The 21,134-nt window shown below is 58.6% G+C and carries 27 protein-coding genes; 4 read left to right on the plus strand and 23 right to left on the minus strand.

Annotation, left to right across the window (positions count from 1 at the left end):
* Positions 1 to 129 precede the first annotated feature (129 nt).
* The 10 genes from PSH86_RS09605 to PSH86_RS09655 form a co-directional block, all read right to left on the minus strand.
* On the minus strand, positions 130 to 675 hold the full coding sequence (locus PSH86_RS09605) for a DUF2786 domain-containing protein (RefSeq protein ID WP_305489394.1): 546 nt from the start codon (positions 673 to 675) through the stop codon (positions 130 to 132).
* 277 nt (positions 676 to 952) lie between these two features.
* Positions 953 to 1,216, minus strand: coding sequence for a hypothetical protein (locus tag PSH86_RS09615; protein WP_305489397.1), 264 nt, complete (start codon positions 1,214 to 1,216; stop codon positions 953 to 955).
* Between the two features lie 57 nt (positions 1,217 to 1,273).
* The gene (locus PSH86_RS09620; protein ID WP_305489399.1) at positions 1,274 to 1,480 is read right to left on the minus strand and encodes a hypothetical protein; all 207 of its coding nucleotides are present in this window, start codon (positions 1,478 to 1,480) and stop codon (positions 1,274 to 1,276) included.
* Positions 1,477 to 1,815 carry a hypothetical protein gene (locus PSH86_RS09625; RefSeq protein WP_305489401.1) on the minus strand — a complete coding sequence of 113 codons (339 nt, stop codon included), beginning with the start codon at positions 1,813 to 1,815 and terminating at the stop codon, positions 1,477 to 1,479. Before PSH86_RS09625 ends, PSH86_RS09620 begins: the two co-directional genes overlap by 4 nt.
* Before the next feature lie 58 nt (positions 1,816 to 1,873).
* Positions 1,874 to 4,726, minus strand: a complete 2,853-nt coding sequence (locus PSH86_RS09630; protein ID WP_305489403.1) for a toprim domain-containing protein — start codon at positions 4,724 to 4,726, stop codon at positions 1,874 to 1,876.
* 6 nt (positions 4,727 to 4,732) lie between these two features.
* Entirely contained in the window at positions 4,733 to 4,966 is a 234-nt protein-coding gene (locus PSH86_RS09635; RefSeq protein WP_305467960.1) for a hypothetical protein, read from the minus strand.
* A gap of 75 nt (positions 4,967 to 5,041) precedes the next feature.
* Entirely contained in the window at positions 5,042 to 5,413 is a 372-nt protein-coding gene (locus tag PSH86_RS09640) for a hypothetical protein (RefSeq protein WP_003199719.1), read from the minus strand.
* Entirely contained in the window at positions 5,410 to 5,700 is a 291-nt protein-coding gene (locus PSH86_RS09645; RefSeq protein WP_305489405.1) for an ogr/Delta-like zinc finger family protein, read from the minus strand. Before PSH86_RS09645 ends, PSH86_RS09640 begins: the two co-directional genes overlap by 4 nt.
* Positions 5,697 to 6,170 carry a YmfL family putative regulatory protein gene (locus tag PSH86_RS09650; protein WP_144924057.1) on the minus strand — a complete coding sequence of 158 codons (474 nt, stop codon included), beginning with the start codon at positions 6,168 to 6,170 and terminating at the stop codon, positions 5,697 to 5,699. Before PSH86_RS09650 ends, PSH86_RS09645 begins: the two co-directional genes overlap by 4 nt.
* Positions 6,171 to 6,210: 40 nt before the next feature.
* Positions 6,211 to 6,459: a hypothetical protein gene (locus PSH86_RS09655; RefSeq protein ID WP_144924355.1), complete on the minus strand. Its 249-nt coding sequence runs from the start codon at positions 6,457 to 6,459 to the stop codon at positions 6,211 to 6,213.
* A 101-nt stretch (positions 6,460 to 6,560) separates the two neighbouring features.
* Here PSH86_RS09655 and PSH86_RS09660 point away from each other — a divergent pair, with 101 nt between their 5' ends.
* From PSH86_RS09660 to PSH86_RS09675, 4 genes are all read left to right on the plus strand, one after another.
* The gene (locus tag PSH86_RS09660; protein ID WP_305489408.1) at positions 6,561 to 6,968 is read left to right on the plus strand and encodes a helix-turn-helix domain-containing protein; all 408 of its coding nucleotides are present in this window, start codon (positions 6,561 to 6,563) and stop codon (positions 6,966 to 6,968) included.
* Between the two features lie 127 nt (positions 6,969 to 7,095).
* Complete coding sequence (locus PSH86_RS09665; RefSeq protein ID WP_305489410.1) at positions 7,096 to 7,536, plus strand: hypothetical protein; 441 nt, start codon at positions 7,096 to 7,098, stop codon at positions 7,534 to 7,536.
* Positions 7,537 to 7,566: 30 nt separating this feature from the next.
* Entirely contained in the window at positions 7,567 to 8,448 is an 882-nt protein-coding gene (locus PSH86_RS09670; RefSeq protein WP_305489412.1) for a DUF4747 family protein, read from the plus strand.
* A gap of 6 nt (positions 8,449 to 8,454) precedes the next feature.
* Positions 8,455 to 9,033 (plus strand): hypothetical protein, encoded by a 579-nt coding sequence (locus PSH86_RS09675; RefSeq protein WP_305489415.1) that lies wholly within the window; start codon positions 8,455 to 8,457, stop codon positions 9,031 to 9,033.
* Here PSH86_RS09675 and PSH86_RS09680 read toward each other — a convergent pair.
* The 13 genes from PSH86_RS09680 to PSH86_RS09740 form a co-directional block, all read right to left on the minus strand.
* Positions 9,030 to 10,292, minus strand: a complete 1,263-nt coding sequence (locus tag PSH86_RS09680; RefSeq protein ID WP_305489417.1) for a phage late control D family protein — start codon at positions 10,290 to 10,292, stop codon at positions 9,030 to 9,032. The two genes, PSH86_RS09675 and PSH86_RS09680, sit on opposite strands and share 4 nt — an antisense overlap.
* Positions 10,289 to 10,729 carry a phage tail protein gene (locus tag PSH86_RS09685; protein ID WP_145132730.1) on the minus strand — a complete coding sequence of 147 codons (441 nt, stop codon included), beginning with the start codon at positions 10,727 to 10,729 and terminating at the stop codon, positions 10,289 to 10,291. The genes PSH86_RS09680 and PSH86_RS09685 overlap by 4 nt, the downstream gene beginning before the upstream one ends.
* Positions 10,730 to 10,735: 6 nt before the next feature.
* Entirely contained in the window at positions 10,736 to 13,681 is a 2,946-nt protein-coding gene (locus PSH86_RS09690) for a phage tail tape measure protein (protein ID WP_305489421.1), read from the minus strand.
* Complete coding sequence (locus PSH86_RS09695; RefSeq protein WP_003183333.1) at positions 13,671 to 13,790, minus strand: GpE family phage tail protein; 120 nt, start codon at positions 13,788 to 13,790, stop codon at positions 13,671 to 13,673. Before PSH86_RS09695 ends, PSH86_RS09690 begins: the two co-directional genes overlap by 11 nt.
* Before the next feature lie 8 nt (positions 13,791 to 13,798).
* Positions 13,799 to 14,128 (minus strand): phage tail assembly protein, encoded by a 330-nt coding sequence (locus tag PSH86_RS09700; protein ID WP_305489422.1) that lies wholly within the window; start codon positions 14,126 to 14,128, stop codon positions 13,799 to 13,801.
* A 50-nt stretch (positions 14,129 to 14,178) separates the two neighbouring features.
* Complete coding sequence (locus tag PSH86_RS09705; protein ID WP_305489424.1) at positions 14,179 to 14,694, minus strand: phage major tail tube protein; 516 nt, start codon at positions 14,692 to 14,694, stop codon at positions 14,179 to 14,181.
* 57 nt (positions 14,695 to 14,751) lie between these two features.
* The gene (locus tag PSH86_RS09710; protein WP_305489426.1) at positions 14,752 to 15,921 is read right to left on the minus strand and encodes a phage tail sheath protein; all 1,170 of its coding nucleotides are present in this window, start codon (positions 15,919 to 15,921) and stop codon (positions 14,752 to 14,754) included.
* 113 nt (positions 15,922 to 16,034) lie between these two features.
* On the minus strand, positions 16,035 to 16,436 hold the full coding sequence (locus tag PSH86_RS09715; protein ID WP_305489427.1) for a phage tail assembly chaperone: 402 nt from the start codon (positions 16,434 to 16,436) through the stop codon (positions 16,035 to 16,037).
* A 5-nt stretch (positions 16,437 to 16,441) separates the two neighbouring features.
* Positions 16,442 to 18,625, minus strand: coding sequence for a phage tail protein (locus PSH86_RS09720; RefSeq protein ID WP_305489429.1), 2,184 nt, complete (start codon positions 18,623 to 18,625; stop codon positions 16,442 to 16,444).
* On the minus strand, positions 18,622 to 19,239 hold the full coding sequence (locus PSH86_RS09725; protein ID WP_027912645.1) for a phage tail protein I: 618 nt from the start codon (positions 19,237 to 19,239) through the stop codon (positions 18,622 to 18,624). The genes PSH86_RS09720 and PSH86_RS09725 overlap by 4 nt, the downstream gene beginning before the upstream one ends.
* Positions 19,239 to 20,150, minus strand: coding sequence for a baseplate J/gp47 family protein (locus PSH86_RS09730; protein ID WP_305489433.1), 912 nt, complete (start codon positions 20,148 to 20,150; stop codon positions 19,239 to 19,241). Before PSH86_RS09730 ends, PSH86_RS09725 begins: the two co-directional genes overlap by 1 nt.
* Positions 20,147 to 20,491, minus strand: a complete 345-nt coding sequence (locus PSH86_RS09735) for a GPW/gp25 family protein (protein ID WP_305489434.1) — start codon at positions 20,489 to 20,491, stop codon at positions 20,147 to 20,149. Before PSH86_RS09735 ends, PSH86_RS09730 begins: the two co-directional genes overlap by 4 nt.
* On the minus strand, positions 20,488 to 21,060 hold the full coding sequence (locus tag PSH86_RS09740) for a phage baseplate assembly protein V (RefSeq protein WP_305489436.1): 573 nt from the start codon (positions 21,058 to 21,060) through the stop codon (positions 20,488 to 20,490). The genes PSH86_RS09735 and PSH86_RS09740 overlap by 4 nt, the downstream gene beginning before the upstream one ends.
* Positions 21,061 to 21,134: the final 74 nt, after the last annotated feature.

A 21,134-nucleotide genomic window follows, 5' to 3' on the forward strand; every position in this document is an offset into this window, starting at 1 on the left:
CGTTGGTGAGCCGTGGCAACGCGCCGATGCATTGCTCATAGGCATCCGGCCCATGCCAGCTCTGGGCAGGCAAAACCTGGCAGTCAGTACGAGTTGCGTCGCTGCATAAGTACAAAAGCAAGAGGACCGTCATACGTTCCCCTTCCGCCCAAGGCGGGGGAGGACAGGTGTTGGTTTTATCGCTGAAGCCATAGCGACGACCCGCATATCGCTCTCGCTCAGCTCCATCTCCTTACTGCCTGATGGGGTTGCGGGAAATAATCGGTTGGCCTGTACAAATGCGGAGAAGGCCTCGTCGAAGTGCGCGGCCAGCGCGTTTCGCAATGCGTCGTAGTGAAGCTCGAACTCAATTGCCTCAGCCGGTGTAACTTCCACGCCGACCTTCTTTGGTCGGCCCCGGCTGGTGTACAGGCCAGGTGTACATGTGTCGCACACCTTGGACATGATCTGCGCTGCGAGCTTACGTTCGTACACGTTCAAAATCGTAAACCAACGGATTTCTCGGCACTCGTCGTTTAAGTCGTCGATGGTTAAACCGTGACGCGCTAACAAGTTATTCAGCATGCGTTGCGCATTATCCTTCTCGCCGCCTTCGCCACGCTCTGCGAGGGCCATTAGCTTGCGTAGCTTGGCCTGGACCTTCGCATCGCCCCCACGGGGCATGTTTGCTTGCATGGTGCTTCTCCTCGTAAGCGGTGGGGGAGTTGCCGCTCCCCCGTTCCGCCTTTTTTTGATAGTCAGCGTTCGTATCGACGCGTTTTGTTTTGTCTGATCGCTTCCCGCTCGGCCATAAGAGCGGCCCACTCCAGCGATTTGCGCTGCTGCCGAATACGGCTACAGGCCTGGTGCTTGCGGGTGGAGCGCGCTTTGCCACAGATATCGCAGCGGCTGGGCAGGTCGAGGCGTTGACTTGCCATGGCTGGCCGTGTCCGCGCTGGGCTGACAGCCATAATTACTGCCCTCCCATGAGCATGCGTGTCAGGGCGTTGGGTTGGCCGTCCGGTGTCAATTTGTTCAGCGGCTGGGTGGTGGTGCGTCCATTGGCGCTACGCAATGTGGCTGCGTCGCCGTTGATCTCTTCGATCACAGCTTTGCGAGCACTGAAGCGATAGCTGCGACCGCCGCCACTGATTGCCACGTAGCTGACCGTGTCGCCGATAGCCAACGGGGTTGTGGTAGCCTCTGCGGCGCTACCTTGGGTTTGATTCACTTGCATGGTGCTTCTCCTTTGGTGGTAGGTGTCGGGGAGTTGCCGCTCCCCGGCACCGTCTTTTCAGGCCGTTCTGGCCTGGTCTTGCTTGATGATCGCTATGACTTCGTCCCGGTCCTTCGCATACGCGAAAGGCATTTCGCCGCCTGGGCGAGTGATCGGGTATCGCGCTTCAGGCAACCGGCACTCGGCCACGGTGTAGCCGCTATCGGTAATCCAACAGTTCTGTTGCACTTGCCCGTCTCGGTTGCGTTTCGGTGCCCATTTCATGCCCAGACCCTACGCAGGTCCTGCCAGATCTCATCACCGTCGGGGAAATAGGTGTGAACCTCTTGCTCGGGGCTGTTATCTAGCCGCAGGACTGCAATGCAGTCGTCGAACAGGCCAGCGTCGAGACGGCGCAGCTCGGTCAGGTCAAACGGATGTGCCGGGCCGTTGTACAACCCGAGCAGAAAACGCCCGATTACCCCGCTTTGCCCGGTGTTGCGTTGCGCGACCGGCAGCAAGCGAACCAGCGCCTCGACGCCGGCTTTGCGGATGGCCGGACGCTCGGCCTGGTACTGGAACAACTCATCAAAGGCATCTTTGAGCGTTTTGTTGTGCATGGTGCTTCTCCTTGAGTGGCAGGCGTTGCCGCGCCTGGTGTGTGTTGCTGTCGATTGGTCAGGCCTGGAAGTGCCAGCACTTCACGATGGGCTGCTTGGTGATGACCGCGCTGCTGTGCTTGGCCTGGTGAGCCCGCACCGCGCTATCCGTCGCTTTGTTGATGTCGATCAGCTTTCGAGAGCGGGAGTCCTTCAGCCGCTCGCGCAGCTCGCTGACATCGGCAATTTTCTGGCGATGCTCTGCGGCGCACTTCACGAAGTCGTTGAGGTTGATGGCGATGATGTTGTCTTTCTTGCTGTGGTTGACCACGGGCCCATCGGCGTCGAGGCCTTCCAGGTACTCGTACACCTCCCAAAATTCGGCCACGACCGGATGATCGGAACTGATGGAGGCCTGGCGCTCTATCGCCATGCGAATAATCTGGGTGCGGGTGTTGCTGATCTGCGCATCGGTGAGCGAAACCACCATCCGCAGGCAGTCGAGCAATGCGAGCAGTTGGGCGTGGTTCTTGTTGATCCGCTCGACGCGGATGTAGCCGCGCAGCTTGTTGCCGCAATGTACGCAGTCGCTTTGCTCGTCTTTGAAAGGGGTGTCGCAAGCGAAACAGTGCGAGTGCAGGCAGCGCAGTTTCGCTTCGTAGCCGGGCAGGCGCTGTGCAAACAGATCCATGACCTCGGCTTCTTTGCGCACGGCCTGCAACACGAAGTTGCTCAGCGTCGCGCCTTCCAAGGCGTTGAGTAAGTCCGCAGCTGTGCGGCTCTCTGGGGTCACGTTCGGCCGCACGAAGTGCAGTTTGACGATCCGGGTCATGATCGCTTCGGAGGCCACCACCGGCGCGTTCTGGCTGATGGCGATCGTTCCCCGAAAAGGGGGCTCATACGTCTCGTTGCCGGCGGTTTTAACCCCTTTGGTCGCCAGGGTGCCGCCGCCGTAATAATCCTTCAGCTCATCCCATTCGAAAGTTTTGGCGTGTGCCTTATCCTCACCACTTCGGTCGGACTCCAGCAACACGATAGGCATACCTGACACCTGACCCATCAAGCGGCTGCGGCCGGCCTTGGTGGATTTGGACGGGTCGAACCCCTCATACCCATCACGGCCGAGTAGTTTCCATAACAATGTCAGCAAGGTCGTCTTGCCGGCACCGGCTTCACCGGTGGCCTCAAGGAAGGGGAACGACTGGTAACGATGACGGATTTGCTCAGCAAACAGTGAGCCGAACCAGAACGTCAGGGCGACGATGCCCTGGGTACCGAAGCATTGCCACAGTAGATCTAGCCAGCGCGGGTCGTAGTTTTTCGCATCCTTGGTAAGTTGAATCTTCACTCCCTTCTGCAAACTCTTGAGTTTCAGCTTGCCCATCTCGAAAAACTCTTCTTCGTTGATTGTGATCAATTGCCCTTCGCGAACGGCCACATCGTTGAACACGTAGCAGCCGTATTCCCGGCTGTAGCCGACGTAGTCGATGGTCTGGACGGTTTTAATGCCGAACAGTTGGTCTTTCATGATCTTGTCCAGCTGCTGTCCGCTGCCGGTGAACACCGCACCGGCGCCCATGCCGAGAAGTCGTTTCTTAAACTCGCTGGCAGCAGCGACCTGGCCGCCCGTGAAGGTGTTTTTCACAGAGCCACCGTCGTGCGGGAAATCGACGCGGAAGAAATACCAGGACTCGTCGGTTATCTCGTTGCGCTGGAAATACAGTGCCTTGGGGTAGCAATTCGCGATCTCGACCACGCAGCCAGACATGCGCAGTGCCTTTTCGCGAATGGCCTTTTCGTTGAGTAGTTGGTCTTCTTTTTTGTCGCTGTCATCGAGCGCCTGTTTGGCGCTGTTGAACTTGGAAATATCCAACTTCCACCAGTACAAGCGGGAGTCGAAACAGAAGTGAAACTCCTCCCGTTCCCGCCACTGGTACATGAGCAATGCTTTATCGGTGGCGCTCTCGGCGATCAGCAGAGCGCCCTGGTGCTTGGCTTCTTTGAGGTCTTTGTCGATCCGCTGGGCACGTGCCTCGTCACCGTCCAGAAACGCCCAGCGTTGATGCAGATCGTTCCAATCGACCTTGCGAGCATCTGGTTGCGGGATCTGCGCGGCCTCGCAAACGAAGCCCAGCTCGCGAGCCTTCTTGACCCACGACTTGGTGTACTTTTGCGCGCCAGGCTCGTTATCCAGGGCCCAGACCAACTTCGGCGGCTTCCCGCTACGGTCCGCTATCAAGGCCTTTAACGATTCTTCGGGAAAAGCGTTGGAGGACAACGCGGCGACTGCGGAAATGCCGTTATGGATGAGCGCTATGGCGTCGAAAATGCCCTCGACGATCCACAGTTCATCAACCTGGAGAACATCGACACAAGGTGGACACCACCAGTAGCCCTTGTAGCTTTGCTTGGGTTGGAAGCGAGCCTTCTTCTTGCCGAAGCGTGAGGGCTGGTCGATCAAGCGCTCCCAGTACCCGCCATGCTCCAGGGGGAATCGCACCGTGGCCGAGCCAATATTCAGGTCGCGGTCAAAGTAACTTTCCTGGGTGTACCAGCCCTCAATCAGCTCCAGCCGAAAGCCGCGAGCAAAGGTGAGGTATGCCTTTGCGGTGGCTGTCGGCTCATCGTTGGTGGCTGGCGCCTGCTTGCTCCAGTCGTCAAAAAGGTCGGGGTAAAGCTCCTTGACTGGAGCCTGGTATCGGCATTTGTCCTCACGGCCGCAGCGAATAAACCAGGGTTCATCATGGCGAGAAAACAAGCGCTTCTGGTTGCACTGAGGGCAAGTGCCCTTGCGCATGTAATTCGTGCCGACCATGTGTTGCAGGCCGTAATCGGACTCAAGGCGCTGAAGCACATCAGCGCGCAGCTTGTGTTCCATGGGCTTACGTACATAAGTTTTTGAGCCATGGGAAATGTCGAGTCGCTTATTCATCGGGTCTTACTTCACTTCGCCGAGACTGTATTTAAGGGCGCCAATCAGGCGTTTTTGCGCGGCCATCACTGGGAAGGCCGCGAGCAACGAGCCATGCCGCAACCCTTCGGGGATCATGCGAAAGCGGTCGTCGTACCAATGCTCGTTAAACTGCTGGGCGTACTGGTTCCGTAGCGCTTGGAGCAGCGCTTCAGCCTCTTCGCGTGGCAGTTTTGCGTTGATGGCGACGTCGATTTGCATGGTCCACCTCGGATTTCGGGCAAAGCTCACCCAAACCCACGGGAAGCGGGGCAGGGCAGGTTGTTTAAACGGGGATTACTGAGGGTGTTGCTTCAGCGCGTCATCGCGCTGGGCGAGCAGGGTTTGCGGCAGCAGCCTTGCCGGAACCGGATACCGAAGGTCGGCCCGGGTATCGATCAGGTGGACGACCGTGCTGCCTGGGCTGTTGCCCCAGTCCACGCCGATCCACTTGCGCTGGTTGATGACCTGCAATTCGGTCCAGGCGTTGTGTACCAGCTTCTGCGCCATGAACACCGGTACTTCCAGCGCGGTGGTCATGTGCCGAACGCAGTTTTCGTACAACAGATCGGAGTCCACCAGGTGCTGCGCTTCGTGCCGTTGCAGGTAGGCAAACGCCACCCGTTGCATGCTGCTGCGGTAGTCGTGGTCAAGCTCTTCATGGTTCATTGCGCACACTCCATTTCCATTTGGTCGAGCAGGTCGGGGTGATCGTTGGTGGATTTCATCGCGGCACGGCGCAGGGCAATGTCGGCGATGGGCAGCTTGACGGAGGGATTCGCCATGCCGCTGGGACTCATTTCATGAGTCATTTCGAACTCAGCTCGCACCGACCAGCCACAGGCCTCATTGGTGCATTGCAGGTAGGCCACCCGCAGGAAAATGTGTGTACCTTCGCTGGTGCGGATACGCATGCGGCCAAGGCAATGAGGGCAGACCAGCTTGTAAGTGCTCAATGCTTGCGCTCCTTACTGTGCAACTGGATGGTGGCAAGCACTTCGGAGTGGCGCGCAGCCATGTAGCGATTGTGAGCGCCGAGAATCGCCGCGGCCTCGCCTGGCTCAACTACCCCGTCCTCCAGTGCCTTCGCGATGATCTGATCGACGTAACCACGCTTCGCAGCGGCATGTACTGACCGGCTGTACAGGTCGATGTTGTCCAGCGTCTCGGGTTTGGCAAGCGGCACGAACATGCCGCCATACAGGGCGGCGATGTATTCAGGCAGGTGTGTGGTGCCGGCGTCCTGCTCGAGCAAATGAATCTGCTCATCGCTGAGAGGGCGACTGCCTGCGTTCTCGTAAACATGGTTGTCGAACTTCTTGAGTTCATAACCGAGCCGGGCAGCGGCGCACTCGCGCCCGCCGGGGTAAGCGCAAATGACTGCGCTCATTACTTGGCGCTTGGTCGCTAGTATTGGGCGTTTCATCTTCTGGTTTCTCCCTGGTGCCATCGCCCCTACAGTCATTTCATACAGCCTTGCATTCTGTTTGCTCGTTTGAATCCGCCAGGATTCCGGGCAGCACTTCCTTGCCGATCACCTTGGAGAGATCACGCAGAATGCGGAACGACAATCGTCCCCGGGGCAGCGTGTCGTGACCGGCCCAGCGCTGGACTACCTGAGTCACCGTGCGTGGCTCGTAGCCGTGACTGATCGCGAACTGGCGGAAATTGCTGCCGTGCTCGATCAGTCGCGCCTGAATCTGGCGCTTTTCCATGGCTTGGCTCATGGTTGATGTGTTCCTAGTTGGTTAAGATGTACCTGTTTGTTCGCAGTATACGCACCAAAATGAGTGCGTCAACCGGATCATATGAAAAAATGAGTATATCTGAGCGTCTTCGCAGCGTTCTTGATGCCAAAGGCCTGTCCATAAAGCAGGCTGCCGACATCATTGGCATCCCCTACAGGACGCTCCAGAACTACCTTCTGGACGAGAGAGAACCTAACGCAAAGGCCATGTCGGCCTTGCGCACTCATTTGGGTATAAGCGTTGACTGGCTGTTGACTGGTGAAGGGCCGATGTTTCATGACGCGAGGGGGGAGGTTGCCCAGGCTCAGGCTGCTAACAAGCAGGAGGAGGCAATCCTTGAACTGTTTCGCTCGCTTGGAGAGGCGGGCAAGCGGGAGATACAAAGCGCTGCTGAAGAGAAGAAACGCTTAATGGATGTCGAGCAGCGCCTCAAGGATTTGACTGAAGCTCTTGCCGATACCAAACGGCCAGCATAATCTGTACCCATTAAGAACGGGATCATTAAGTCAGGGACGCCAATGATCCACCTCGCCAAGGCCAGGTTACAGGGCAGGCGAGCATGCCTACCGGCGCTACCTCGCAACCAGCATAAGGATGTGATCCATGTCCAAAGCAACGCTTGTCGCTGCTTCACTATCTTTCATTGCCCAGTCTCCGGCGTTTGCTGATGTCCGTTTTATTGACGAACCAGCGATCATAAAAGCCATAAACTCTCCCATCCTTAAACAAGTTCAGGAAGAAGACTCGCCCGGCTGCACAATCACTCGATATACCTTCGGCGATAAAGTTTTCGATATGAAGATCGAGTTTAAATGTGATCGTATCAATGTGGCTTGGACTGGTTCAAAAGAAGAGCAAAACCAATCCAGAAGTGATCGGGCAAAAGAGCTTGCCAAACGTGCTGTTGCGGTCTTGACGCAAGGTGACGGAGTTGAAGTAGAGCGAATTTTGGCGGGCGAGTCATACAGAGGGCGAACTTATCCAAACTCTATTATCGTTAGCGGCTCGTGCGTCCTAAATAGCTGCTTGTTAACATTCAAATAATTCAGAATCACTTACTGTGAGGGGTGGGGCATGGCTCGAGTCAGATCATCTGCAATTCATATCGGTGCGCTAAATATAGTCTTGCAGCCGCACACACCTGAAAAATATATTGAAATGTTACAAAAATTGGCTCGCTATAGATTAAGTGCGCTAGTGCATGGTGATAATGCGGTGCTTTTAGGGTCGTGCCGTTATCTGGATCCAAGCGATCCACTAGCTGGTGTTAGAGGAGATATATATAAGTTCCTGAAGCTTGACTCTGCCGCTCCATGGTTCAATACAGAGAATATGGATGCAGCTACGGAGGACGAAGTGGCGGAAATAAGTATTCCCGATAATCTAAAGCCGCATTTCAAACGGTTTCAGTACATATTCTTTCCAAAGGGTCACAGATTTTATTTTGTAAGTTCTAAGCCGCACCACAGCTTGTCGCCTGGATTAGTAAAACGTTTCTTCGAAAAAGTCTTTACCAATGATGAGTTCGCTGACTTTGGGGCGCTAAGCGTCACGGTTCAGCCCGATCCTAGCGGATTAGGTGAACTCTTGAATCTGAAGCGGATCTCAATATTGAAAATGGAAATTGATCGGCCAAACCCTGATGATTTGGATGAGATGGAGGCAGAGATTCTTAGGCGATTGAACAGATTAAATGCACGGACTGAAAAAATAGAATTTATGGAGGCAAGCAATGAAGGATTGAAGCCTGATGAGTATTTGAAGGCATTGGCATCCGTTGCTAATGACAACGGGTACGTCGCTGTAGAAGGAAAGGATAGTGATGGATTAAAGAAATATCTTTCGACGAAAGATATGCCGCTGCATGAGACGGCAAGATATAATCCGAATTTAACGTCTGAATTTGATGCGCTTTATGATAAAGTAGTCGAGATTCATCGGGAAATTACTAGGTAGCCTAAATTGATAAAGAAACTAAGGGAAGATTTTAAGGGGGTTAGGTCTATATGGGGTAAATATTGGGCCATGTATGGTGGTAGCACTGCGTTGTTCAGTTCTACCTATTTTTATATTGCGCTGGGACTCACGGTTATAAATTTTGGGGCTTGGTCTCATTCTGGTTGGTGGGATGTCGTTATTGCTAGCGTTCCTACTATTCTGGGTTTTACTCTCGCTGGATTGGCTGTATTTTTAGGGATGGATTCTGGCTTTAGTCGGTTTCTCGCGGGTGCAGATGACAACAAGGTTTCGCCTTTCATGACCTTGGTATCGGCATTTGCTCATTTTATTATAACTCAGGCAATTGCCGTTCTCGTTGCCCTGACGGTGAAATCTGCTTCGTTCTATGTTGAGGGGATGCCTCCAATTTACTATGAGGTGATATTTTTTCTGAATCGAATTGCATGGTTTATAGGGTATTTCATTTTCATGTACTCGATGGTTCAAATATTTAGTGCGGTTTTCGCAATATTTAGAGCTACATCGTGGTTTGAGATGTATGCCAGTCAAGACAAAGCTAAAGATAAGGATAAAAAAAGTTAGCTGTCCTTCAGGCGTTTGAACTCCCTGTCTACAGCTCGCTTCGCCGTCTTCTCACTAGCATACAACCACCGCAACCGCTTCGGCTTGCTCTGATCCCCCGCCGTCACAGTCTTTTCCTTCCCTGTTTTCTTGTCGCGGTAGTACGCGATGATCCCTGTGTAATCCCCTTTGTTTTCCTCTGCCAACCCCTCAACCGTATCCTCCGGCAGCTTGCTCTCCAGTTCCAGGCTGACGGTGTATCCATTGTCCGGGCTAAGGGTGTGCTGCACATTGCCGCCATACCAGATGATCTCGTCGATCTCAGGCTTCACGCCCTGGAGCGTGTAGGTCAGTTCGGGAATCAGGTCAGGCCTGCCCCGGGCCAGGGTGTAGCTGAGCGTCGCGCTACCGCGTTGCAACCGGTTGAACTCTGCCCGGGCAGCACGCAGGGCGGACTGGCGGTCGCTGAAGGTGTGGCGCAGGTCTTTGAGGTTTTCACCGCCGCCGGCGATGGCCTCCTGTTTCTTCGCACTGTTCACGTCGTAAAAATAGGCGCGCACACCGTCGTAGCTGTCGCGGTCGGCTTGCAGGTAGCGGTGTTGGTCGCCATCGACGCGGGTGAGGGTGATATGCGGCAGCTCGGCGCCGGTGGCCGTCTTGCCGCCGCCCGCCGGCAGGCACAGCAGGCAACCGGCCTTGACGGTGACCACGGCGTCGAACTCTTCGCCTACGCGGCTGATCAGGTTGGCGTCGGATTCGTTGGCCTGGTCCAGCTGAAGGATGGGCAATCCGTCCAGGGCACCGGCGATGGTGGCGGTGAGGCCGTTGCCCAGGGCGATATCGCCCAGAACATCGCCGAGGGTGGTGTTGCTCCAGCTGCGCTCGCGCTTGGTCTTCAGGCCTTTGCGAAGGTCCGCCGAGCGGGCGCGGATGCTCAATACATCCGGCGCGCCGCTGTGTTCGGTTTCATCGACCGTGTAGGTGCCTTTGTCCACCAGGCCTGTGTCGCTCCAACCCAGCCACAGTCGGATGGTCGCGCCTTTGGGCGGGATCGCCAGCAGCCCGTCGTGGTCGCTGAGGGTGATGCTGAGCTGGTCGGCCTCGATTCCGCGATTGTCGGTCAGCTCCAGGCTCATCAGCCGTGGGCTGATCAACTGGGCGATGTCGTTGCCATCGACCGTGATACGAAACGCCGGTACCGGGTAGGCCGCGTCGCGTCGGTAGCGCTCGGCCAGGCCTTCGACGTAGCCGGTCACCTTGGACAGGGCTGCCTCAATCACAGCAGCGCCCTCAAGATGTTGACACCTGCGCTGGTACCGGCGCCGAGCAGATCGATCCGGTCGTCATCGATGCGCTTGAGGTTGATCGTGAATTCAATACGCCGAGGCGTGCCGTCACGGAAGAACAGCGTTTTGGTTTCGCTCAGTCCATCGATAATCCACAGGCCGTAGATACGGCCGCTGCCTTCAACCATCGGCCACGCCCTGCCGGTGTTTGCCATCAGGCGCAGGGCGTCGAGGCTCAAGGCGCTGCCGGCCAGTTCCGGCAGGATGACGCCTGGCAGGGTGATGGTGTCGTCGCCGCGCCCGACAAACTGCCGAGCCGGAGCGGCGCCGACGCGGCTGTTGCTCGCATGGCGCCATTCGGTTTGGCGTTGCAGCTCCTGGTAAGCGGCGGTGGACAGGCTGAACACGAACATGCCCAAGGCAAGCATCATGGTGGGTTACTCCAGATCTGAAAGTTTGCTGCGCTGGCGGGCAGCCTTTTCGCTGGCGATGCGCGCCAGCTCGGCCCGCACGGCGCGGCTGATCTCCTGGGCGTCCATGCCTGGCGTGGTGTGGATGTTGATTTCGTAGGTGTCGTGACTGTCATGGACAGGTGCCGGGGCAGGGCTGATGGGCGCACGATCATCGATCGACAGCGAAGAGGCAGCGGCAGCCTCGACCGGGAATTGCGGCAACGGCATAGCCGCCAGAGGCATCGCGGTTGCACCGAGGGCCAGTGTGCCGGCTGCCGTGAGTTGTTTGCTCAGGCTTGTCATGGCGCCCAGCGGCCCGTCTTGACTGCCCTCAAGCCCCTGGGCCAGACCGGCCATGGTGAAGCCGCCCAGCTCCGCGAACACACGCGAGGGGCTGTGGATGTCGAGCTTTTCCTTGAACCAGCCAATCACCGCATCGCCCGCCCCGGTGATGGCATCCTTGGCTACAGTCAGGCTGTTGGTGATGCCATTTGCCAGGCCTTGAATCATCTGCGTACCCAGTTCAGCGAATTGTGCAGGCAGGCCTAACAAAAGGCTGAGCATATTGCCGATCACGGCGCCGAAACGTTCGCCCATTGACTGAGCGGCGCCACCAACGTCTTCGACGGGCGCAAGCAGCTGGCCGAACCAGTTGATCAAGGTGCTGACGCCATCTGATATCAGACTGAACAGCGGGCGCGCAATGCTGCCCAGAAGCTCCATGGCCGCGCCGACACCTGGTAGCGTCATGACGGCCTGTCCCAGGTTCAGCAGCGATTGGCCGAGCCCGGCGAAACTATCCAGGACAGGTTGCAAGGCCCCGACCAGACCTTGCCAGAAACCGAGGAAGAAGCCCTTGATCGGGTTCCAATACTTGTAGACCAGCACACCCGCAGCAACCAGGGCCGCAACGGCCGCCAACAGCCAGCCGATGGGCGTCGCCATGATGGCGGTACCAACGGCACTGATCGCGCCGCCGAGCATCGGCAGCACGCTGGCGGCAGCCAGGCGTGCGCTGCTGACAAATGCGGGTAACGCACTGAGCAAGCCGCCCGCCGAGCGTGTCGCGACCAAAGACCGCCAGACTTTCCCAAGCCTGCCGATGTTGGTACCGGCGCCTGCTGCTGCGGTGTGCGTGCCGATCAGCTGGGCCTTAACAATGCCCAGGCGAATGCCAAACATGCCCATGCCGTACCGCACCATGGCGAATGGGCCGAGAAGGCTCGCCATCGTCAATGCCAGGCCACCGAATACGAAGGCCAGGCCGGCCACCGCCGCTACGACTTTGACCATGCCGCCAGCCAGCTTGGGATTCTCGCGAGCCCAGGCGCCGACGTTATTGGCGACCTCTCCCAAGGTTTGGATTACCTCTTTCAGCTCAGGCGCCACGGCGGCGCCGAACTCGGCCATGGCGTTGGTCCAACTGCCTTGAGCGGCTTCCATGACGTTGGTGAGGGTACCGAGCTGTTCGTTGACGCGCTTGCGCAGGTCGGCCTGGTTCTGCAGCTTCTGCTGGATTTCCCGGTATCCGTCGAGCCCCTTGCTCATCATGGTGTTCAAGGTGGTCATGGTTTCGGAGTCGTCACCGAACAGATCCTTGATCGTAGCGGTGCGGTCTTCGTCGTTCAGGGTCTTGAGTTTTTCGACCTGAGCGAACAGATTTTCCAGGCCGGCGAAGTTGCCCTTGTCGTCGGTAAATTTGAAGCGGATGGGCTTGCCTTCCAGCTCCATGATCTTGTTGACGTCCTTGACCCCGTCCTTGTCCAGGCCAGCCTGGAAGATCTTCCGAAAGGCGTTACCGGACGCGCCGCCGTCCATACCGGCTTGGTCCATCATGATCAGCAGCGGGGCCAGCTCGGCAGCGGCGTCGATGCCCGATTTTTTGATGGTGTCCATGACCGGCGCGATTTTGCTGAAGCCCTGGAGCATGTTGGTGGGCTGCACACCTGAGTAGAACCCACGCTGGATGATGTCCATCAGCGACATCATGTCTTTCTCAGATGTTCGGGTGGCGTCCTGCATCTTCGCCGCAAATTCAGCCGCGGCGGTCACGGGCATCTGCAACTGAACGCCCAGGTACGCAGCTGCCTCTCCGGTGCCGCCGAGGATGCTTTGCGCGCTGAGGCCCTGGCGCCGCAGCATGGTCATCATTGCTTGAAAGTCGGCCGTGGTGCCGGGCAGGCGGTCGCCCAGCTTGGTCGCCAGGTCGGTGATTTTCTGAAAATCCTCAGACACCTTGCCGGTGCCGTCCATCATCGAAACCTTGAGTTGCGTGGCCGAGTCTTCGTTCGGCGCGAAGGCACCGATGGTCTTAGCCACCGGCCGACTCGCGGCATATCCCACACCCAGGCCGGCGGCGCCGTTCATAGCCATGTTGCCGGCGAGATTCTGGGTTTTTTCCAGCCTTGCGCGCTCGATGGCAAGGCGCTTTTGCTGAGCATTCAACGCGACCAGGCGTTTGCCCTGTTCGCTGATGCTGGCGTTGGTGGCGCTGATTTGCTCGCGCAGTTGGCGTTCGTGGCTGCTGAGGTTTTTGGTGCTGATACCGGCGCCTTGCAGTTTGCTGCGCAGCACCTGGAGCTGTTCGCCCTGTTGTTGATGTTGTTCCTTGAGTTGCTGCGCTTCGCGAACCGCTGCCCGAAAGTCTTTGGTCATCGCCTTGGTTGGCGCACCGGTGGCAGCGAATTGCTGGGACAGCGCCCGTACTTTATCGCGGGCGGCGACGAGGGCTTGCTCGGTTTGCTCGGCGGCAGCGCGCTGGGTGCGCCAAGCGCTGACATCCTTCTGTTGGGTGTTGAGTTCCTTGAGACGGTCGCGGGCTTCCTTGAGGGCGCGGGCGGCACCGATGCTGCCGTTGTTGATGGCCTTCAGGGGGCCGCTCGCCTTGTCGATGGCGTTGAGCAACACCTGAAGTTTTAAGTCATTCGCCATCGGTGGAACTCCGCACCCGGGCGCGCTCGCGCCACTCCATCAGTTCTTGCAGGCCCAGCTGGTCCATGTCAGCCGGTGCCCAATGGAAAACCACGGCCAGATCGGCCATGGCGTCTTCTACGCAACGAGGGATGCGTCCGTCTTCACCGACTTCTGCAACAAAAAACCAGAGATCTTGCTGCCGCAGGCGAGCAGGTCGGCCGGGTCCATGCTGGCGGCTTCGGGCGCGGTGATGCCGGGGGAGCTGATGCGCGGCAGGATCTTGATGAGGGTTGCTACGTCCATGTTCAGCAGCTCGACCAGCTGCACGCCGCGCAATTCGCCGGATTGCGGTTTGCGCAGATTGATGATGTCGATGACGGTTTTGCCTCGGAGGATCGGGGTGTCCAGGATGACGGTGTTGTCGTCAACGGGTGGCAGCGATTCGAGGGTGTCTTCAGGTTTCATAAATAGCTCCAGTTTGCAGGGTTAACCGCCCTGCGAAAGGGCGGGTAGGGTCAGATGCCGAGGGCTTGGCGCTGCTTCTCCAGCATGTCCACGCCGTTCACGTTCTCGATGAAGTTGAGCAAGTCGATCTCGATGATCTCTTCGTTATCGACGATCAATTTGTAGTAGGTGCAAGTGGTGGTAATGCTGTGCTCGGTGTCTTCGCCTGGCTGCGCATCACCCATTTCGATGGTCTCGTGTCGGCCGCGCATCACGACCTCCACGGCGCTGACTTCAGCGGTATCGTCCTGCTGGAACGAGCCGGTGAAGCGCAACGCGACGCCCGAGGCATTGACGGTGCCGAACTGTTTGAGGGCGATCAGATCCAGGCCGCCGGTTTTCCATTCGAACTGGATGCCGTCGTCCGAGAAACCGAGGTCTGCCTTGACTGGCCCGTTCATGCCGCCGCCGCGATAGGCTTCCATCTTGCGGCCGAGCGGGGGCAGGGTGACCGACTTGACCACGCCCAGGTAGCTGTTGGCGTCGTTGAACAGGTTGAGGTTTTTGAGTTTGCGGGGCATGGCCATGGCGGGGTTCTCCGTTGCTCAGGCACAGGGTCAGCTCCCCTTGCGGGGAGGCCCGGTTTAGCTGTTGATCTTGCTGGCGAAGTCCATCAGGTAGCGGTCAGTGATGCGCTGCCGCAAGGTGAGGTCTTCCAGCGGTGGCACCGGCGTGTAGTCATAGTCCAGGAACAGCTTGCCGGCTTTGAGTGTGTCCTTATCGTTGGCATCTTCCGGATACCAGCACTTGCCGCCGATCAGGTAGCCCGCCGCGATCATTTCGCGGAACTTCGCGTTGACCCCTTCGATGATGTCGCGCACCAGGGAGGCATGCAGCGGCTTGTCCACAGCCCACATGTGCGCCTCGGCCATGGTGTCGGCCAGGATCTGCGCGGTACGGGTGTAGTTCTCGAAGGCGAACAGCGGGTCTTCGCTGGTGGTGCGGCTGCCCCAGAAGCGAAAGCCGCCTTCATTGATGAGTGTGGTGACCTCGTTGCTGTTGAGGTAGTTGGCGTCCGTGGCGGGGTTTTGCAGATCCCAGAACACGTCGGCGCTGATGCCGGTGACGCCGTTGACCGCGACGTTGGACAGAGTTTTGTGCCAGCCCACGTCCTGATCGATCTTGGCGCGCAGGCCCAAAGCTCGGGCCACGGCCGAGGCGGTGACGGTCGCGTTGGTAACGGTGCTCCAGTTCTGGAATTCCGGCCAGATGACCATGGCTTCGCGAGCGCCGAAGTTGTCACGGTAGGCGACCACCTCTTCCTTGGTTTTACAGCCCCAGGCGCTGACGTAAGCGAAGCCACGCAACTGCTGCGCGATGGTGACCAGGGCGGTGGCAACCGGCAGGCTGTCAAGGCCAGGCACACCGAGAATGCGCGGCACCATGCCAACGCGAGCCTTGGCGGCGAGCAGGGCTTTCATGCCGGTGTATTTGCCCTCGGCCGTGGTGGTGCCGATCAGGGCGCTGGTGGTTTCTGCCTCGGTGGCACCTTCCTTCACTCGCACGACGATGGTGTAGGGCTTGGTTTGGTCGGCGATGGCCTGAAGACTCTTCGCCAGGGTGCCCGTGGTGCCGGCTTTGCCGATGGCGGTTTGGACGTTGGTCAGCAGTACCGGTGTGTCGAATGGGAAAACGGTGGCATCAGCGTCGTCGGCCGTGCAGACCATGCCGATAACAGCGGTGGGGATGGTGCGAATGGGGCGGGTGCCGTCGTTGAGTTCGATGACCCGCACGCCGTGAAGATAATCGGTCATGGGTTTGCCTGCGCAGTGATTGGGATGACAGTGCACAGGCTGCCGCGCGCGCGCCGGTTGGGCGAGCGCGGGGGCTTGTAGGGGAGAGGGTTACAGGGAGAAAAGGAGTAGCGTTACTGAATCTGCTCAGCTATCCATGACGGCGCGATGGGTCGGAACTCTATGTTTGGGAAGTCCCCCGTCTGAGGCCAGTCTCGAAGTGCCTGGCGATAGATGAGTAGTTCGGAGTATTGCTCAGAGGTCAGGGTGGGGGGGCGCTCCAAGGCCTGTTCATCACGATGGCGGGTAACCAGCCACTCGGTTGATTGCAGTTCATTGTTGCGCCATACCCGTTCAGCATCGACCAGGTCGGAGGCAGGGACGGTCGGCGGAGGTAGAAATTCATCCTCCTCTATCGTCCAGCCAGACCGTGTCCCCGTGGGACAGGCTTGCCAGAATAAATCCGGGTGAAAGCGCTCGATTGGATCAATGTCGGTAGTTTCGACTACCGTCCCGTTTTCGATTCGTGCCCACATGCTGATCACCACTGAATGATTACGTTACCGGCAGCACCTGCACCACCGTTGTACCCGTAAAATGCACCTGACCCGCCGCCGCCAGGCCCAACACCGGTATTACCTGGGACCTGCCCTTGCGTGGATCGACTACCGGGGCCACCACCTGAACCACCGTATGGCCCATAACTGGGATGTCCGACCCCAAGTGACGTGTTGAAGTCCCCGCCAGTGCCGAGCCCACCACTCCCCGGGCCATTTGCATAACCGGACGAGGCGTTACCAAAGCCCCCGGCCCCGCCAGTAGCAGATAGGTAGGTCCCAAAAGATGATGTTGCACCGGTTTCGCCAACACCCGAATCTACGGTAGCGCCAGCGCCGCCAGCCCCAACGGTCACCGTGACACTGGTCACGCCTGAGAGATCAACTAGCTCTTGTGCCAAGCCACCGCCACCACCGCCACCTGAGCCTGCCCCGGAGACGCCAGCGCGACCGCCGCCGCCGCCACCCCCGATGACCGTAACCCAAGCCTTTTTCACACCAACAGGCACCGCCCAGGTGAATACACCTGCGGTTTTAAATACTTGGGTACCGCGAAAAGGCGCTTGCTCACTGGTGATGCCGAACTGCCAAGGTGTCCACTCCCCAGCGTTCTGCATGGCACGCGAGGCAAATACCGGCGTCTGGCCGCTTCCTAAGCCGCCAGTGATTCGCTGTACCAGGTAGTTGTTGCTCATATAGCCTTCAACAACGACGCTGTAACGAGCCGACGGTGACCAGCCGGGCGGAATGTTTACTAAGCCTGCCATGGGAGTTAGATAATTACCGGGGATCAGGTAATTATTCATATCAACTTCAGTGCTCAAGATACCGCGACCAGCCCCGAAGGCGCCGACCGGCATAAGGGCGCCGGCTGTAACATCGGTCGGATTTGCCTGCCGTTTTACTGCAGTAGAGAAGTACGCCGAATACTCCAGCGAGACGCTGCCGCCAATCAACCGCCACAGCGAGCCGATACGAATAAATTCAGCGGTATCACCTTGAGCCATGGCGATGTTGCCGACGAAGTTAACGGCATCGATCGAATCCCCTGCGGCGGCCTTTACCGTTACCGTTCCCATGCCGCACAGGATCTTGACCACCGCCCCTCGCGGAATTGTCCCGCCTGTCGGGAGAGTGGCGATCATTGCCCCAGCGCCAGCAAACGCAGCCACCTTGCCAATGTCAGCGGCGGTTAGCGTCGCCGTCGCCGAGTAGTTGGTGTAATCCCCGTATTCGAGCCCCACCCTCTTTACAAACTCGGAAGTCGCCAGCGACTTGCTGTTATCAAACTGAGCCGGCGTGTTTGCCGTTGGATTCACCAACGCTGGGGAATTGATGGTTGCAAACCCCTGTGTGATGTTCTGAAAAGTTAACGACGTGGTGCCCAGGACAATCGCCCCATCCGTCACTAACTGCCAGCGAGTGTCGGCCAGCGTAACGCCTTGCTCCACCGACAGAATCATCGCTGAGGTGACCTTAACATTGCTATCAGCATCCGGTGCACGCTGCCATGCCGCGCTGCCAGCGACGTAGATACCGTTGTCCTTGGCGGCCGCCTGGTTCTTAACCAAAACTCGGTCCCCTGCAAGCACCGTTACGCCATCAACGATCTGCAACCCGGTCAAAGCTATGTTTGCCGTGGTGGCTACGCGCACCGATTGCTTGTTGTCGAGCTTGTACAGCTCCTCAAGAATCTTTGAGTCAACGTACTGACGTGTCGCCAAAACAACTGAGGGATCAATCTTCAATTCCACGTTCGCCGTGTTGCTGACGATCAGGTTCATCCGCACAACTTGTGTGCGGCCCGATCCTTGAGTCAGCAACGGCTTGAAGCTTGGCGCGCAGTTCGCCACCGCGACCATGTCACCGTCGGTGTCATACAGACTGACTTCACGAATCCACCAGCCACCGACGTTCTCAGGGATGACCTGCTCGGCGATGATGATGTTTGGGTTGGCGGGGTCAACCTTCAACTGATTCAGCGGTGCGCGGCGGCGCTCATTGATCAAGCGTGTCTGCTGCTCGCTGGGGATTGGGTCGGTGCCATTGGCGTCGCCCACGCCCATTTGCGCGAAGGTCCACGCAACGCCCAAAGCGTCCGCGTTGGCCTGCTTGGCCTTGCCGATGGCAGTGAGGATGGCGAAAAACTGGCTGTTTTGGTCTGTCATGGGTAGATGTCCATGGTGTCGATCTGGTGTTCACGGCCGCCCTGGTGGATGTAGCCCGTGACCTCGATGTCTCGCTGTGTGGGTGGGTAGATATCAATCTCGTCGCCTTCGGTGATGCAGGCGCCGATATGCACTGATCCTGTGGTTTCCAGGCTGATGGCGAGCCCGGTGAGGTGGCGTGTCAGGGGCTTGGCATCGTCGATCAGCCAGGTCAGTTCCTGGTACATCTCCTCGGTGATACCGGTGTCGAGCACGCCGACCTTGAGCCTGAAGGTGGCGCGAGGGCCGACCGGAACGGTCTGCCACCATTCGATGATTTCAATCAGGTAGCCGAGCGGTTCAACCACTCGGCGCAGTGACCCGATAGTGCCTTTGCGCGAGTGGATGTAGTACGCGCTACGGATGGCGGCGCGCTTGGCCGCTTCGGTCCACTTGCTGTCCCAGCGATCCACGGAGAAGGCCCAGGCCAGGTAGGGCAAAAGGGGCAGTGGGCAAAGATCGGGGCTGTAGAGCGTACGCAACGGAATCGGCACACGCTGGATCTGGGCCAGCGCCTGCGCCGCTTGGCGCTCCAACGGCGTCGAATTGCTTGGGAGAAGGGGCGCGTCAGCCATTATTCAGCCCCCAGCGCCAAATCGACGGCCGTGCAGTAGGGCGCCTGGTACTTCGTGGCAACGATGTCCGCCCAGTTCTCCAGCACGACCTTGCGCACCCCCTCAACGTGCAGCGAGGCGTGGATAATCGATTCCGAAACTTCCAAGCCCAGGCGGCGCCGTTGGTGCACGAAAGATAGCAACTGCGCATTGGCTGCCGCGAGAATCAACTCGCTCTCAGGGCCGGACGTCGAGAGAAAAAGCTTGGCCTTGACCTGGTAGTTGATGACCTGGGCGCTTTGCACAGTGAGCCGATCCGCGACAGGGCGGCGGTCGTCGTCGCTGAGGTAGGCACTGACCTTTGCCAGCAGCGCGGACGAGGCGGTGCCGTCACCCAGGATCGATTGCACGGTCACCACCGCCTCGGCCGGGGCGGGGCTCTCGGCGGTGGCGTCGGCGACCTGGCCGTCGGCAGAGCGAGCATGAAAGATGTAACTGTTGCGCGGGCCGGCGGTGCTGAGGCCTTCCCATGCCATTTGAGCCCGCTCCCGCAGGCTGTCGTCGCTTTCCATCAGCAACGGGACCGGCGGCACGGACGAGGGCTTGGCGGCTTGGATGATCAGGCGCTTGACGTTGAAGTTGCCGGCCAGGTTCTCCAGGTCGCTGCCCTTGGCGAGGGCCAGCATGTTGGCGACGGACGCCTCATTGACGCGCTGGCGCCACACCGTCTCGCGGTAGGCGTTCTCCTGGAGCAGTTTGGTCAGGGGCTCAGATTCCAGCTCAAGCCGCGCAGCGATTTCCGCCTGTTCTTCGACGGGCCAGAGGCTGATGGCGTAAGCCTTGCGCTCGGCGAGGATCTGCTCGTAATCGACCTGCTCAACGACCTCGGGCGCAGGGAGCTGGCCCAGGTCAATCGCGACGAATGAGTTCATGCGCTGCCTCCCAGATTCAGAGGCACGCTCAGGCTCAGCGGCTCGTTGCTATCGACGATGCTGCCCTCGATATCCAACGAGGATTGACCTTGCAGCGTGGCGCCCTCGAACTGCACGCGGCTCAGGCTGATACGCGGTTCCCAGCGCATCAGCGCCATGACGGTGGCCGCGTACACCTGCAAGCGCGTGATGTCGTTGAACGGGTGGTCCACCAGTTCGGGCAACAGGCTGCCGTATTCGCGCCGCATGACCCGGGTACCAATGCGCGTGGTGAGGATGTCGCTCATGGATTGAGCGATGCTTTCCACGGTGGTGATGGCGGCGCCGGTATGTCGGTTCATTCCGGTTTCCCCGTCTTGCCGCTGCCAGGCATTACGCCGCCGTGCGGGTGGTCCACCAGGCTGATGCCGGCTGCTACCACGTCTACCGAGACGGTGACCTTACCGGTGACGTTCTGGTCGCCGGTCTGGGTGTAATTGCCCTTGTGCGTGATGTTGCCGACGATGTTGATGCCGCCGGTGCTGACCAGGTTGGTGGTGCCACCATCGGTGAGCGTGGCGTTGAGGTGGTGAGCGACGCTGTCGTACTCGATCACCGTGCCGTCACGGTAGGTGAAGCGATGCAGGCCTTCGCGGTCACCGTTGGCGGGGATCTGGTCGCTGAAAAGGCCGGTAAGGGCGACACCGTTGCCGAGCTGGCCCGAGGGGCTGAACAGCAAAACCTGTTCTTCGACAGTCGGCGGGTTCCACTCCCGGTCAGCACCGGCGCGCAGGGCGATCCACGGCAGCCAGGCAGTGGTCAGGGTTCCGGTTTTGACCTGCACACGCGGGGGCTGCATCTGGACGGCAGCGACGGTGCCGAAGCGGATGAGGTTTTCGATCAGGCGGGCGAGGGTGGCTAAGTCGTTCATGGCGCCCATGTTCGCGTCCCGCGCACGCGTGCACAGCAACCTAAGGTTGTAGGCATTTAAGCTACAAACCCCAA

Source organism: Pseudomonas sp. FP2300, assembly GCF_030687595.1.
Lineage (GTDB): Bacteria > Pseudomonadota > Gammaproteobacteria > Pseudomonadales > Pseudomonadaceae > Aquipseudomonas > Aquipseudomonas bijieensis.

Excerpts from the sequence above, each read along its gene's own strand:
- PSH86_RS09705 (WP_305489424.1), bottom strand. The coding sequence starts at position 14,694 with ATGGCCATGCCCCGCAAACTCAAAAACCTCAACCTGTTCAACGACGCC.
- PSH86_RS09725 (WP_027912645.1), bottom strand. The coding sequence starts at position 19,239 with ATGGCTGACGCGCCCCTTCTCCCAAGCAATTCGACGCCGTTGGAGCGC.
- PSH86_RS09655 (WP_144924355.1), bottom strand. The coding sequence starts at position 6,459 with ATGGAAAAGCGCCAGATTCAGGCGCGACTGATCGAGCACGGCAGCAAT.
- PSH86_RS09730 (WP_305489433.1), bottom strand. The coding sequence starts at position 20,150 with ATGAACTCATTCGTCGCGATTGACCTGGGCCAGCTCCCTGCGCCCGAG.
- PSH86_RS09740 (WP_305489436.1), bottom strand. The coding sequence starts at position 21,060 with ATGAACGACTTAGCCACCCTCGCCCGCCTGATCGAAAACCTCATCCGC.
- PSH86_RS09720 (WP_305489429.1), bottom strand. The coding sequence starts at position 18,625 with ATGACAGACCAAAACAGCCAGTTTTTCGCCATCCTCACTGCCATCGGC.
- PSH86_RS09605 (WP_305489394.1), bottom strand. The coding sequence starts at position 675 with ATGCAAGCAAACATGCCCCGTGGGGGCGATGCGAAGGTCCAGGCCAAG.
- PSH86_RS09625 (WP_305489401.1), bottom strand. The coding sequence starts at position 1,815 with ATGCACAACAAAACGCTCAAAGATGCCTTTGATGAGTTGTTCCAGTAC.
- PSH86_RS09630 (WP_305489403.1), bottom strand. The coding sequence starts at position 4,726 with ATGAATAAGCGACTCGACATTTCCCATGGCTCAAAAACTTATGTACGT.
- PSH86_RS09685 (WP_145132730.1), bottom strand. The coding sequence starts at position 10,729 with ATGATGCTTGCCTTGGGCATGTTCGTGTTCAGCCTGTCCACCGCCGCT.
- PSH86_RS09735 (WP_305489434.1), bottom strand. The coding sequence starts at position 20,491 with ATGAACCGACATACCGGCGCCGCCATCACCACCGTGGAAAGCATCGCT.
- PSH86_RS09650 (WP_144924057.1), bottom strand. The coding sequence starts at position 6,170 with ATGAAACGCCCAATACTAGCGACCAAGCGCCAAGTAATGAGCGCAGTC.
- PSH86_RS09660 (WP_305489408.1), top strand. The coding sequence starts at position 6,561 with ATGAGTATATCTGAGCGTCTTCGCAGCGTTCTTGATGCCAAAGGCCTG.
- PSH86_RS09665 (WP_305489410.1), top strand. The coding sequence starts at position 7,096 with ATGTCCAAAGCAACGCTTGTCGCTGCTTCACTATCTTTCATTGCCCAG.
- PSH86_RS09635 (WP_305467960.1), bottom strand. The coding sequence starts at position 4,966 with ATGCAAATCGACGTCGCCATCAACGCAAAACTGCCACGCGAAGAGGCT.
- PSH86_RS09695 (WP_003183333.1), bottom strand. The coding sequence starts at position 13,790 with ATGGCCGATCTGGCCGTGGTTTTCCATTGGGCACCGGCTGACATGGAC.
- PSH86_RS09670 (WP_305489412.1), top strand. The coding sequence starts at position 7,567 with ATGGCTCGAGTCAGATCATCTGCAATTCATATCGGTGCGCTAAATATA.
- PSH86_RS09700 (WP_305489422.1), bottom strand. The coding sequence starts at position 14,128 with ATGAAACCTGAAGACACCCTCGAATCGCTGCCACCCGTTGACGACAAC.
- PSH86_RS09690 (WP_305489421.1), bottom strand. The coding sequence starts at position 13,681 with ATGGCGAATGACTTAAAACTTCAGGTGTTGCTCAACGCCATCGACAAG.
- PSH86_RS09710 (WP_305489426.1), bottom strand. The coding sequence starts at position 15,921 with ATGACCGATTATCTTCACGGCGTGCGGGTCATCGAACTCAACGACGGC.
- PSH86_RS09640 (WP_003199719.1), bottom strand. The coding sequence starts at position 5,413 with ATGAACCATGAAGAGCTTGACCACGACTACCGCAGCAGCATGCAACGG.
- PSH86_RS09715 (WP_305489427.1), bottom strand. The coding sequence starts at position 16,436 with ATGTGGGCACGAATCGAAAACGGGACGGTAGTCGAAACTACCGACATT.
- PSH86_RS09620 (WP_305489399.1), bottom strand. The coding sequence starts at position 1,480 with ATGAAATGGGCACCGAAACGCAACCGAGACGGGCAAGTGCAACAGAAC.
- PSH86_RS09615 (WP_305489397.1), bottom strand. The coding sequence starts at position 1,216 with ATGCAAGTGAATCAAACCCAAGGTAGCGCCGCAGAGGCTACCACAACC.